The following is a 12548-nucleotide window of genomic DNA, read 5'->3' as shown; positions in this document are numbered from 1 at the left end:
CTCAACTAATTAAAGTTGAGGTTTAAAAGGTGGTGCCTCCAGGAATCGAACCAGGGACACAAGGATTTTCAGTCCTTTGCTCTACCAACTGAGCTAAGGCACCAGTTTTAATGCGGATGCAAATATAAAACCATTATTTAATTCTACAAAACAAAACTTGAAATATTCTTATCACTATCTTTGACTCCAAATTTTGACATGAATTTAGTTATTGACATAGGGAATACACTGGTTAAACTAGCAATATTTGATCAAGATCAACTGCTAGAAAACACGTCATCTTCTTCAGAAAATGTATTAAAACATGTAAATGATCTTATTGAAGCCTATCCTAAACTCAGTAATGGCATTATATCTTCAACAGCTCAAGCTCCGGAAGACTTAAAAAACAAATTGACTTCACAGTTAAATCTTGTTGATTTTACTCATCAAAGTAAAGTTAATTTTAAAAATAATTACACGACCCCTGAAACCCTAGGTTTAGATAGAATAGCTCTTATGGCTGCAGCTTCGGAAATTTATCCTAATGCTGATGTTTTGGTCATAGATGCAGGCACTTGTATTACTTATGATTTTTTGGACAAAAAAAATACTTACCAAGGAGGTGCTATTTCTCCAGGTTTACTAATGCGTTTTAAAGCGATGCATACGTTTACAGAAAAATTACCGTTGATAACGAAGTCTTGGCAAAACACATGTTTTATCGGTAAATCTACTCATGAAGCTATGCAAATTGGAGTTTTCAAGTCAGTTTGCTATGAAATCGATGGTTATATTGAAGATTATCTTGCTGATTATGAAGATTTAACAGTTGTTTTAACAGGAGGGGATTATTATTTGTTGTCAGCATCTATAAAAAATAGCATATTTGCCACTTCGAATTTTTTATTAAAAGGTTTAAATAAAATTTTACAACTCAATTCAAATTAATGCTCATTAGATTTATTCTTTTTACTTCGGCACTACTTTTAACGACTTCTTCTGCTTTAGCACAAGAAAATTCATCCTCACCTTATTCTTTTCTTGGAATTGGGACTAAAGCCTTTAGAGGAACTGTAGAAAACAGATCTATGGGTGGATTAGGAATGTTGGGGGATAGTATTCATTTGAATTTAAAAAATCCAGCAGCCTACTCAGATCTGAAGTTAACAACTTTTACCGCTGGAGCTACAACCAATTCAGTCGAATTGGAGTCTGCTTCTGGTTCTGATGACTTAGATTATTTGACTTTGGATTACATTGCTATTGGGCTTCCTTTTAATAATCTTGGTGTAGGTTTTGGAGTCAAACCTAGAAGTGCCGTGGGTTATGAGTTAGAAGAAAGGACCACGACAACTGTATCACGTCTAAACGGAAGAGGTGGGTTAAATACGGTTCACTTTTCTGTAGGATTCGAGCCCTTTAAAAATTTTAGATTAGGAGGAACTATCAATTATAATTTTGGAGATATTGAGAATAAAAGTCTTATTTTTAGAGACCAGATTCAGTTTGCTTCGAGAGAACTTAATTTTGTCGACATCAATGGATTGTCTTACAATGTTGGTGCTCTCTATAAGTTTAATTTAAATGAAAAATTGACTATTGATACGTCTTTGAGGTACGAAACAGGTTCAAGCTTAAGTGTAAATAGTAGAAGAGAACTCGCTACTATTCAAATTGGCCAAAACGACACTGAAATTGTTGTAGATGAATTTGATGTCGAGCCTAGAGATTCTGAAATAAAATTACCAGAAATGTTAGCTTTTGGAGCTGGAATAGGGGAAGATAAAAAATGGTTTGTAGGTTTGGAGTACGAACATTACCAAGCTGGAGATTTTTCTTCACTTTCCTACAATTTTGGTCCTGAGGTAGCTCAAATTGACGCAGATGTTTTCCGTCTTGGAGGATATTTTATTCCTAGGTACAACGATCCCGTAAGTTACTTTAAACGAGTGGTTTATAGGGCAGGTCTTAGAATGGAGCAAACAGGTCTAGAATATCGAGGTGAAGGTATTGATGAGTTTGGCATATCATTTGGACTAGGTTTACCTGCAGGTCGGGTGTTTACCAATACTAATTTGGGAGTAGAGTATTTTGAAAGAGGAACAACTAATAATAATTTAATACAAGAAAAATTCATTAGTGTATTTTTGAGTTTCTCTTTCAACGATAAATGGTTCATTAAATCTAAATATAATTAAACACTTTAAAATTATGAAGTTTAAAATCGCTTTTACACTTTTTGGAGCATTCTTCGCTTTAAGTATAGCAAATGCTCAAGATTGTAATGTCACACTTAGCTTATTTAATGAGAGCGCAAAAGTCAAAAATTTTGACGATGCCTATCCTAAATATAAGGATCTCTTAGAAAATTGTGCTGATTTAAACATTCTTATCTATCAACGTGGAGGAAAAATGCTTGAAGATATGATAGATCTAGCAGAAACTGATGATGAGAAAACGCAGTTTATTCAGGAATACATTGCTAATCAAAAAATGCGATTAGAGAAATTCCCTAATGGTACCAAAGAAGGAGATATGCTAGCTGATATAGCAATGATCCAGTATAAAAATGAAATTGGGACTTTAGAGGAAAGACTTGAAGCTTTTGAAGATGTTGTTGAAATCGATAAGGACAATTTTTCTTCACCAGTAGCAATCTATGCCTACTTTAGAATCGCCAATGACTTAAACGATACTGGAGAAAGAGATATCCAATTTTTATTTGATAAGTACGACGAGGTCATTGACTTGATTGAAACTCAAGAAAATGACAAAGCAACTGAAGCAAAACCCTTAATAGAGAAACAAGAAGCGCAAGAAGAATTGACATCTAGAGAATCTAGGATTTTAAAAAATTCTGAAATCTATTTAAGAAATTACACTAAAATTAAAGGAAGTGTAAACTCTTTGTTAGGGTCTAAAGCAGATTGCGATAACCTAATCCCACTTTACAAGAAAGACTTTGAAGAAAAGAAAAACGATGTAGATTGGTTAAAAAATGCCAATGCGAGACTTTCCGCAAAAGACTGTACAGAAGATCCTTTATTTTTCAAAGTTTCAGAAGCTCTTCATCAAAAAGAGCCATCAGCAAATTCTGCTTATTCTTTGGGACAACTTGCAGAAGCCGATGGAAATAGATCAAAAGCACTAGAATATTTGAATGAAGCTGCCGAATTAGCTACAGATAAATTTAGAAAATCTAGAATTTACTATAGAATTGCCAATAATTATAAAGCACAAGGAAGTTTTTCTCAAGCTAGGAGTTATTACAGAAAAGCTTTAGACAACAAGCCTTCAATGGGGATCGCCTATTTAAAGATAGCGGATATGTATGCTAAAAGTGCAAATAACTGTGGTGAATCTGTTTTTGACAAAAGATCAGTTTACTGGTTGGCTGCAGATTATGCTTCAAGAGCTGGTCGTGTAGATCCATCTTTAAGTTCTACAGCTACTGCCACTGCAGCAAGCTATAAGGGAAGAGCTCCACAAAAATCAGACATCTTCCAAGAAGATGCAGCAGGTAAGAAAATATCTTTTTCTAACTGTTGGATACGTGAAAGTGTGGTTGTACCAACCCTCTAAAATGGCAAAAAAAGAATCACTCATTTACAAAAGCATTGCTGTATGTATTTTTACAGCAATGCTTTTTGCGTGTGAGGGAAACCTTAGAGATGTAAAGGAGATGGAAAAAGATTTTCTAGAACCTCAATCCAAGGTATATGACCTTAACCTTTTCTATACAGACAGTGGCTTTGTAAAAGCTAATTTGAGAAGTCCAGAAATGCTAGACTTCTCTAATAGGGAATTCCCTTTTAGAGAATTTCCTCAAGGTATTGAGCTCGATTTTTTTGAAGAAGACTCTAGTAAAAATACGGTAACTTCAGACTATGCTATTCAATATTTGGAAACTGGACTTATCGACTTAAGACAAAACGTAAGTATTGTGACCTCCGATAGTACAATTATGAGAAGCCCTCAACTTTATTGGGATCAAAAACGAGAATGGCTTTTCACAGATTACAATTACGAATTGCAACTTTCCAATGGAGCTAGAAACCAAGGAGAAGGCTTTGATTCCGATCAGAAATTTAATACCTTCAACTCAAGAACTAACACAGGTATCCAATATATCCAAGACCAATGAAATTTTTCAAATATTTTGAATTTGCCTATATCGCTTTCGCCATTTTTTTTATCATAGAAGCCATAAGGACTTGGGCAGATAGCGAAGGTAGAGCTTATCTATATCTATTTTTTTCTGCCCTTGCGGTGTTTATGTTTTTTTTCAAAAGACGTTTTAGAAATAAAATTGAACAAAAAAATAAACGATAATGAGTACAGAAGTCCTCATTATCGTTTTATGCTTGTTACTTTCGGCCTTTTTTTCTGGTATGGAAATCGCTTTTGTGTCTGCCAATAAGGTGCATATCGAACTTCAAAAGAACCAAAGCAACCTCATTGCCAGTGTGCTTAAAACCTTAACGAAAAAACCTTCCAAATTTATCGCTACAATGCTGGTAGGCAACAATATCGCTTTAGTGGTATATGGTTTTTTTATGGGCGATCTCATTATGAATTGGTTTGAAACTCTCCGGCCTTTACAAAATGAATTTTTTAGTTATCTTATTGTTGAAGCCAGTTTGTTTACGCAAACCTTAATTTCTACACTCGTCATTCTCTTTACAGCAGAATTTTTACCGAAGGTCTTTTTTCAGATTTATGCCAATGTATTACTCAAGGTATTCAGCGTTCCTGCATTTATTTTTTATTACTTATTCAGTTTTATTTCCAGTTTTGTGATCTGGGTATCTGATTTTATTCTAAAGAAAATTTTCAAAATTGAAGGGGATAAAGTGCAGCTCAACTTCAGTAAAGTAGAACTTGGTGATTACATCAACGAACAAATGGAAACCGTTGAGTTCAATCAGGATATAGATTCTGAAATACAAATATTTCAAAATGCTTTACAATTCTCCGAAGTTAAAGCTCGCGAAGTCATGATTCCACGTAATGAGATTGTGGCTGTCGATATTTCGGATGGCATTCAAGACTTAGTCCAAATTTTCACAAAAACCGGTTTGTCTAAATTACTAGTCTATAAAGAAAGCAACGACGACATTGTAGGCTATATCCATTCTTTTGAAATGTTTAGGAATCCACAAGACATCAAAAGTATCCTGATGCCAGTTGTTTTTGTGCCTGAAACGATGTTGGTTAAAGAAATCCTTAATATCCTTATTAAAAAACGAAAGAGTATTGCTGTGGTTGTTGATGAATATGGAGGAACAAGTGGTATGATGACAGTAGAAGATATTGTAGAAGAGCTGTTTGGTGAGATTGAAGACGAGCACGATTCTGTGGTTTTGGTAGAAGAGAAAATAAGAGGCAATTTTTATAAATTCTCAGCACGGTTAGATGTTGATTACATCAATGAAAAATATAAAGTAAATCTTCCAGAAAGTGAAAATTATGAAACTTTGGGTGGAATGATCGTAAATACGACTGAAGAAATCCCAGAGGTAGGTGAAGAAGTAGAGATAGATCAATTTAAAATAAAAATTCTGGAAGCTTCTAGCAAAAAGATAGAGTTGGTTTCTATTAAGCTTGACACCTCAGAATAGACCTATAGCTAGGTTATACTCTATGGTTTTATTTCAATTTTAATTCAAATTTATCACTTAAAAGAGTTTCAAATATTTTAAACGACAAAATTCTATATATGGGCTAATTATCTTATTTTCGCTCACTAGATTTCTTAAAATATCTTAAAATGGCAATACTCAGTAAAATTAGAGAACGAACAGTTTTTCTTATTGTAATTATAGCTTTAGCTTTATTTGCTTTTGTACTTACAGATTTATTCAAAAATGGAGGATTTTCTTCAGACAAAGCAACTAGCAGTGTTGGTGTAATTGGTGATGAAGAAATAGGTAGAGAAGAATTTGCTGCTGAAGTAGAAAATATCGTGCAACAAAGCCAAGGGCGAGTAAGCACATTGCAAGCGGCAAACCAAGCTTGGGAAAACAACTTACGCAGAACGTTGTTAGAACAAGAGTTTGAAAGCTTAGGTCTAGAAGTAGGTGCAGACCAGATCACAGATGCTATGTCTCAACAATTAGCTGGAGACCCAAGGTTTTCTAACGATGCTGGGTTTTTTGATGAAGCAAAATTAAAGCAGTTCATAGCTGAGTTGAAGATAACGTCTCCACAACAATATCAACAATGGGTTAACTTCGAGCAATCTATGGAAGTGAATGCTAAGTCACAACTTTATTTTAATATGGTGAAGGCAGGAGTACAAATTACCTTATTGGAAGGCAAACAAATTTATCACCAAGAAAATGACAACCTTACTTTTGAATTCGTAAAAGTTCCTTTTGATAAGGGTGAAGAAGTTGAAGTCACAAAAACTGATATTCAAAATTATATCAACGTCCACAAAGAAAGATTTCAGCAAGATGCTAAGCGTAATTTGGAGTATGTGTATTTTGAAGAAACACCTTCAGAAGAAGATAACTCTTTCGTTTTAGACGAGGTCACAAAACTTACGACTGACGAGAAGGTAGAAGAAGCGGAAGGCTTATCTAATTTTAATACTACAGATGATCTTCAAGAGTTTATTGCTGTTCATTCAGAGACGCCATACACTGATAACTATACCTTCGAGTATAACATGAAAGGTGAATTTGCCCAAGCTATTTTAGAGTTGGAGGTGAACGATGTTTATGGCCCTTATTATGAAAATGAAAGCTATAAAATCTCAAAACTCGTAGAGCGTACTCAAAAAGCAGATTCTGTAAAAACGAGCCATATTTTAGTTACTTATAATGGTTCTCGAGTAGATGCTTCAGTAACTAGAACAAAAGAGGAAGCCAAATTTCTAGCAGATAGTTTAACGGCTGTGGTGAGTAAAAGCTCCAGCAAGTTTGCTGAGTTGGCTGGTGAATTTTCTTCAGATCGCCAAAGTGCAGAAAATGGAGGTCAACTTAATTGGATCATTTACGGAGCTCTTGTTCCAGAATTCAATGATTATGTATTCGATGAAGCTAAAGTCAATAGTTATGGACTTGTAGAAACCGATTTTGGATTTCACGTTATTTATCTTGAAGACAGGACCTCTCTTAAAGATGCTTTAAAAGTAGCTACAGTCACTAAAAGAGTCGAGCCTTCAGAAAAAACACTAAACGAACTATACCGATCGTCTAGCAAATTTGAATTATCAGCAAAAGATAATGACTTTAGAAAAGAGGCTGATAGTACCGGTCTTACTGTAAAGCCTGTTAATGGAATTAATAAATTGGATGAAAGTATTCCAGGTGTAGGTCGTCAACGCTCTATCGTAAAGTGGGCTTTTGAGGGAGAAACTAAGACAGGAGATATTAAGAGTTTTGATACAGGAAGCGGATACATTGTGGCAAGAGTGACTAAAACTTCTAAGAAAGGCTTACAGTCAACAGAAGAAGCCTCTGCCATTGTTACCCCGATTTTAAGAAAACAAAAACAAGCTGAACAAATTAAATCCCAAATAGAAGGGAAAGACTTGAATGCTGTTGCTATATCATTTGGTGTAATCAAACAAAAAGCATCTTCGGTTAACATCAGCAATCCATTTATTCCTGGAGGTGGGACAGAGCCCAAAATAGTAGGTGCTGCTTTTGCTATGAGCGTCAATGATATTTCTAAACCTTTACAGGGAAAAACGGGGGTATATGTTATAAAACTTCTGGAGAAGAATGGTGCACAAGCTCTACCATCTTATAGAGCTGTTGCTAAAGAAGAAACAGAGAAAAGAACACGCTCTTTATTAAACCCTAGAACAAGCCCTATTATCGAAGCTTTAAAGAACAGTAAAGAGATAGAGGATAATCGTCATTTGGTGTACTAATCACTAGGTATTTACTACTAACTTACAAAACCCCTTTTAGTCCTTACTAAAAGGGGTTTTGTTTATAAAGCCATATCTGAATAGTTCAAAATAGTAGGATAGCCTTTAGATTTAAAATAGGATTTCGGATTGCTTTTACTTACGGCCATAACGAAATCTCCTCCCCAAGCTCCAAGACTTTTTATGCTACCCCGAAAATCAGCAAATAAGCGGTTTTGAACAGGCTCTAATTGAAGAATTTCAGATAGGAGAGATTCGTGACGGTCTATTAGGCTTTGAAAATGCTCTAAAGATTTAACCGCCAACATTTCTGAGGTGATCTCATCAGTTTTTGAAATGTAATCCGCGAGTTGTAATGGTTTGCTTTTCCTATAATTAAAGATAGCACTTCGGCTATTTTGTTTTTGACCTAAATGCACAAAATACACATGAGATTTTATCGCTTCTGGGATTTTTGCAAAGTCTACTGTTGGTAGATGGTTTTCGAGCTGGTATATTAAAGCTGAACCAGACTCAGCACAAGCAACATCATAACCGCTACCTCCAAAAGTTTTAGCTAATAATTTATAGGGATTTACATTCGTCCACTTTGCAATATTAGCTATTAAAGTAGACGATGTTCCCAAGCCCCAATCTCTAGGAAACTCAAGATGAGTTTCGAACCGATAGTTTTGAGTAAAGACTTTAGGATTCAATTGAAAAGCTTCATATAAGATCTGAAAAAGCCGAGTCTCTATATCAGATTCAGATGTTTTGTTTTGTTTTGTTATGGATAAAAGATCAAATTCAATATCTAGCCAAACTTCGTTTTGTTGAGTGTAGCTTATCCATCGTGAAAATTGGCTTGACGAAGGAGAGACTTTTAAGTGTTGCCCAAATTTGCAAGGTATCGCCAAGGCTTTAGCTCCATCGAGTACTAAATATTCTCCTGTAATAAGAAGCTTGCCGTGGCTGTAAAACGTTTGTGTGTCCATTAGGAACGTAGTCTTTCTAGTAAGGAAATCACTTCAGAATGTGTCACTGTATGTGTTTTGAAATACTCCACAGCTTGCATTCGCTCACCTTTGTTAGCTTCAAATTGATTTAAAATATTCATCAAGTGCATTTTCATATGCCCTTTTTGTATACCAGTAGTCACTAAAGAATCGATGGCGGCAAAGTTTTGAGCAAGACCTGCAACTGCTGTAATTCGCATCAGTTTTTCCGCGCTTGGATTTCCCAACATGGCTAAGGAAAGCTTAACTAAAGGGTGTAAGCTGGTAAGGCCTCCAATGGTCCCTAAAGCAAGAGGAATTTCTATCCAAAATTTAAAAACACCATGCTTAGCTTCTATATGGGTTAAGCTCGAGTAACTCCCTTCTTTAGCTGCATATGCATGAACGCCTGCCTCCACAGCTCTAAAGTCATTTCCCGTAGCTAAAACCAAGGCATCAACACCGTTCATAATTCCTTTATTATGAGTGACTGCCCGGTAAGGTTCTATTTTGGCGATTTTAATAGCTTGTGAGAATTTTTTAACAAAATGATTAGCTTTTTCTTGTGTTTCGCCAAGGTCTGAAATCAGGCAAGAGACTTCAGCTCTTACTAAACATTCTGGAACATAATTAGACAGAATGCACATAATCACCTCTGGAAACTCGTTTTGAGTTTTAAAAGCTTCATAAGTCGAGGCTTCTGTTTCAAGAGTTTGTCCAAATTGCTCTAAACAAGAATTAATAAAGTTGGCTCCCATAGCATCCTTAGTTTCGAAGGTGCAATACAGCTGAAAGTAATTATCTAGCTGTTGAGTTTTGTCTATAAGTTGAATGTCTTTGATACCACCCCCGCGTTTCACCATGTTTTTGGTAATGCCAGTTGTTGCCGAGAAAAATAAAGGCTTTATCTGTGTAAAAAAATGCTTAAGTTCTTCCGTGTCTCCTTTGAAATCAAAATGAACATGGCCTACCTTAGTTGTGCCAAGTACTTCAGTTTTGAATCCGCCTTTGTCTTGCCAAAACTTTGCAGCTTTACTAGCAGCTGCGATTACAGAGCTTTCTTCTATAGCCATTGGGAGAGCGTAAAGCTCACCATCAATATCAAAATTAGGAGCAATGCCAAGTGGTAAATAGTAATTTGAAATGGTGTTTTCGGTAAATTCGTCATGTAATCTCTGTAACAATTTGTCAGAATTCCAATACTGTTGAATCACTGTTTTAGCCTTTGGGTAATTTGATAAGTAATGATCTGTAACCCATTTCACTTTTTCTCCTTTGGTCAACTTGGAAAAGCCAGATATCTTAGACATTTTTATACTTTAGAATTGATTGACAAAGATACACATCATAAAATATAAGTGGCTTTAAGCCCGCAAAAAACTGATTCTAAAAAGAGCCAAAGTCATCATTAGTTTAGCAGTGACATATAATAACTTATAGTATTTAGAGTTTAATTGAAAAAGTAATCGATTTTAAATGTTTTTTTAGTAAAATTGATCTCCAAAATATAGTCTATGAAAAGTCCACGTGCTTTTATTTATTTTCTCTACGTCTTTCTCACCTATTCTTCAACTCTTTTATACGCCCAAAATAAAGAAATAACTTTAGAGGAGATCTGGGGTGGCGAGTTTAGCCAAGAAAGAATGCAGTCTCTTCAGTCTCTTAAGGATGGTAAATCGTATATAGTTCAAGATTACGATGGAGCTAGTCAAGATATGAAAGTCGAGATATATAGTTATAAGACTGGTGAAAAAACAGGAACTCTCGTAAGTAGTAAATCTATTCCAGAGTTGGATATGTTCCAGACTTTTCAATTAAGTACCGATGAAACTCAGCTTATCTTAGGAACTGAGGTGGAATCTATTTTTAGGAGATCATCACAAGGTATTTATTATGTCTACGACTTGTCTTCAAAATCATTATCCAAAATTGATGAAGTCAAAATTCAGTCTCCTACTTTTTCTCCAAAAGGAGGTAAAGTCGCCTATGTGAAAAACAACAATATTTATTCTTACTTCATTTCTACTGGAGAAACCACTCAAATCACCTCCGATGGAAAGAAAAATGAAGTGATCAACGGGGTTACAGATTGGGTTTATGAAGAAGAATTTGCTTTTGTACGGGCTTTTGAGTGGAGTCCAAACGGAAATCAAATGGCATTCCTAAGATTCGATGAGAGTGACGTTGCAGAATTTTCTATGGATCTATACGGAACTTATGGACAGAGTTTATACCCATCTCAAGACGTATTTAAATATCCAAAAGCGGGGGAAGACAACGCAAAAGTGAGTTTACATCTTTTTGATTTTGAAGAAAACTCTATTTCTAAAATTGATTTAGGAGAGTATGAATACTTACCAAGGTTGAAATGGACAGCCGACGAAAATCTTTTTAGTGTACAAAGTCTTAATAGATACCAAAATGAGTTGAAGGTCTACCTCGTTGACACTAAAACTAATGAAGCCAAGTTAACCCTCACCGAAAAAGATCCTGCTTATGTGGATGTTACCGATGATTTAACTTTTTTGAATAACAACAGTTTTATCTGGACGACTGAAAAAGATGGATGGAAGCATATTTACCATTACGCACAGGATGGAAGTTTAATTAATCAAGTGACCAGCGGAGCTTGGGAAGTGACAAATTTTTATGGTTTCGATGATAGATCTGGTAGAATTTATTTCCAAAGTACTGAAAATGGTAGTGTCAATCGGGATGTTTACTCCGTACTGGCCAACGGTAAAAATAAATTGAGATTAACGACTAAGACAGGAACCAATAGCGCTGACTTTAGTGCAGACTTCGCTTACTACGTGAATACGTTTACAAATACTGCAACTCCCGCTGTTTATACCTTACACAAAGCTAGTAACGGAGAGCTGTCAAGAGAGATAAAAGACAATAAAGCTTTATTGAATACAATAGAGGCTTACAACTTATCTGATAAAGAATTATCTACGATTGAAGTCAATGGAAATGAACTTAATATGTGGATGATTAAGCCTCCTAATTTCAACTCAGAAAATGAATATCCCATATTGATGTTTCAATATTCTGGACCTGGCTCACAATCTGTATCTAACAGCTTTTTTGGCACCAATGATTACTGGTATCAAATGCTTGCTCAGCAAGGGTATATAGTTGCTTGTGTTGATGGGAGAGGTACAGGTTATAAAGGGAGAGATTTCAAAAAAGTAACACAAAAAGAACTTGGTAAATATGAACTTGAAGACCAAATTTCTGCTGCAAAATTACTTGGTGAAAAACCATTTATAAATAAAGACAGGATTGGCATCTGGGGCTGGAGTTATGGAGGATTCATGTCTTCTAATGCCATCTTCCAAGCGAACGACGTTTTTAAAGCCGCTATCGCCGTAGCACCCGTAACTAGCTGGAGGTTTTATGATACGGTCTATACAGAACGCTATATGACAACACCTCAGGAAAACGCTGCTGGATATGATGAGAATTCGCCAATTACTCATGTGGATGAATTCAATTCTGGCAATTACTTATTAGTTCACGGTAGTGCAGATGATAATGTACATGTGCAAAATACCATGCAACTGATTGAGGCATTAGTACAAGCAAATAAACAGTTTGAATGGAGAATATACCCAGACAAAAATCATGGGATTTACGGAGGTAATACACGTCTTCACCTTTATACCTTAATGACAAATTTTATTAAAGAAAAGCTCTAACCT

At 35.4% G+C, this 12548-nt stretch carries 10 protein-coding genes and 1 tRNA gene; 8 read left to right on the top strand and 3 right to left on the bottom strand.

Features of this window, described 5'->3' with window-relative positions; genetic code table 11:
• Positions 1 to 30: 30 nt before the first annotated feature.
• Positions 31 to 103 (bottom strand) — tRNA-Phe (locus CXF67_RS12510).
• A 95-nt stretch (positions 104 to 198) separates the two neighbouring features.
• Here CXF67_RS12510 and CXF67_RS12505 point away from each other — a divergent pair.
• From CXF67_RS12505 to CXF67_RS12475, 7 genes are all read left to right on the top strand, one after another.
• Complete coding sequence (locus CXF67_RS12505) at positions 199 to 930, top strand: type III pantothenate kinase (RefSeq protein ID WP_102089054.1); 732 nt, start codon at positions 199 to 201, stop codon at positions 928 to 930.
• The gene (locus CXF67_RS12500) at positions 930 to 2180 is read left to right on the top strand and encodes a BamG family beta-barrel-assembly machinery protein (protein WP_102089053.1); all 1251 of its coding nucleotides are present in this window, start codon (positions 930 to 932) and stop codon (positions 2178 to 2180) included. Before CXF67_RS12505 ends, CXF67_RS12500 begins: the two co-directional genes overlap by 1 nt.
• A 13-nt stretch (positions 2181 to 2193) precedes the next feature.
• Entirely contained in the window at positions 2194 to 3564 is a 1371-nt protein-coding gene (locus CXF67_RS12495) for a tetratricopeptide repeat protein (protein ID WP_102089052.1), read from the top strand.
• Position 3565: 1 nt separating this feature from the next.
• Entirely contained in the window at positions 3566 to 4126 is a 561-nt protein-coding gene (gene lptC / locus CXF67_RS12490) for an LPS export ABC transporter periplasmic protein LptC (RefSeq protein WP_102089051.1), read from the top strand.
• The gene (locus CXF67_RS12485; RefSeq protein ID WP_015024613.1) at positions 4123 to 4314 is read left to right on the top strand and encodes a hypothetical protein; all 192 of its coding nucleotides are present in this window, start codon (positions 4123 to 4125) and stop codon (positions 4312 to 4314) included. The genes lptC and CXF67_RS12485 overlap by 4 nt, the downstream gene beginning before the upstream one ends.
• On the top strand, positions 4314 to 5603 hold the full coding sequence (locus CXF67_RS12480) for a hemolysin family protein (RefSeq protein WP_102089050.1): 1290 nt from the start codon (positions 4314 to 4316) through the stop codon (positions 5601 to 5603). The genes CXF67_RS12485 and CXF67_RS12480 overlap by 1 nt, the downstream gene beginning before the upstream one ends.
• A gap of 149 nt (positions 5604 to 5752) precedes the next feature.
• On the top strand, positions 5753 to 7867 hold the full coding sequence (locus tag CXF67_RS12475) for a peptidylprolyl isomerase (protein ID WP_102089049.1): 2115 nt from the start codon (positions 5753 to 5755) through the stop codon (positions 7865 to 7867).
• Positions 7868 to 7929: 62 nt separating this feature from the next.
• On the opposite strand, the gene CXF67_RS12470 is transcribed toward CXF67_RS12475, so the two are convergent.
• Together CXF67_RS12470 and CXF67_RS12465 are read right to left on the bottom strand one after the other, a co-directional pair.
• Positions 7930 to 8841, bottom strand: coding sequence for a GYDIA family GHMP kinase (locus CXF67_RS12470; protein WP_102089048.1), 912 nt, complete (start codon positions 8839 to 8841; stop codon positions 7930 to 7932).
• On the bottom strand, positions 8841 to 10151 hold the full coding sequence (locus CXF67_RS12465; RefSeq protein WP_102089047.1) for a hydroxymethylglutaryl-CoA reductase, degradative: 1311 nt from the start codon (positions 10149 to 10151) through the stop codon (positions 8841 to 8843). The genes CXF67_RS12470 and CXF67_RS12465 overlap by 1 nt, the downstream gene beginning before the upstream one ends.
• 204 nt (positions 10152 to 10355) lie before the next feature.
• Between CXF67_RS12465 and CXF67_RS12460 the strand changes: the two genes are divergently transcribed.
• Positions 10356 to 12545, top strand: a complete 2190-nt coding sequence (locus CXF67_RS12460; protein WP_102089046.1) for a S9 family peptidase — start codon at positions 10356 to 10358, stop codon at positions 12543 to 12545.
• Positions 12546 to 12548 lie beyond the last annotated feature (3 nt).

The sequence above is a fragment of the Psychroflexus sp. MES1-P1E genome (assembly GCF_002836055.1).
Taxonomy (GTDB): Bacteria; Bacteroidota; Bacteroidia; order Flavobacteriales; family Flavobacteriaceae; genus Psychroflexus.
The sequence above is the reverse complement of the archived record's forward strand: the minus strand, read 5'-3'. Positions and strand labels throughout refer to the sequence as shown.

Bases quoted from the DNA above. Each gene is read 5' to 3' on its own strand.
- CXF67_RS12505 (WP_102089054.1), top strand. From the start codon at position 199: ATGAATTTAGTTATTGACATAGGGAATACACTGGTTAAACTAGCAATA.
- CXF67_RS12500 (WP_102089053.1), top strand. From the start codon at position 930: ATGCTCATTAGATTTATTCTTTTTACTTCGGCACTACTTTTAACGACT.
- CXF67_RS12495 (WP_102089052.1), top strand. From the start codon at position 2,194: ATGAAGTTTAAAATCGCTTTTACACTTTTTGGAGCATTCTTCGCTTTA.
- lptC (WP_102089051.1), top strand. From the start codon at position 3,566: ATGGCAAAAAAAGAATCACTCATTTACAAAAGCATTGCTGTATGTATT.
- CXF67_RS12485 (WP_015024613.1), top strand. From the start codon at position 4,123: ATGAAATTTTTCAAATATTTTGAATTTGCCTATATCGCTTTCGCCATT.
- CXF67_RS12480 (WP_102089050.1), top strand. From the start codon at position 4,314: ATGAGTACAGAAGTCCTCATTATCGTTTTATGCTTGTTACTTTCGGCC.
- CXF67_RS12475 (WP_102089049.1), top strand. From the start codon at position 5,753: ATGGCAATACTCAGTAAAATTAGAGAACGAACAGTTTTTCTTATTGTA.
- CXF67_RS12470 (WP_102089048.1), bottom strand. From the start codon at position 8,841: ATGGACACACAAACGTTTTACAGCCACGGCAAGCTTCTTATTACAGGA.
- CXF67_RS12465 (WP_102089047.1), bottom strand. From the start codon at position 10,151: ATGTCTAAGATATCTGGCTTTTCCAAGTTGACCAAAGGAGAAAAAGTG.
- CXF67_RS12460 (WP_102089046.1), top strand. From the start codon at position 10,356: ATGAAAAGTCCACGTGCTTTTATTTATTTTCTCTACGTCTTTCTCACC.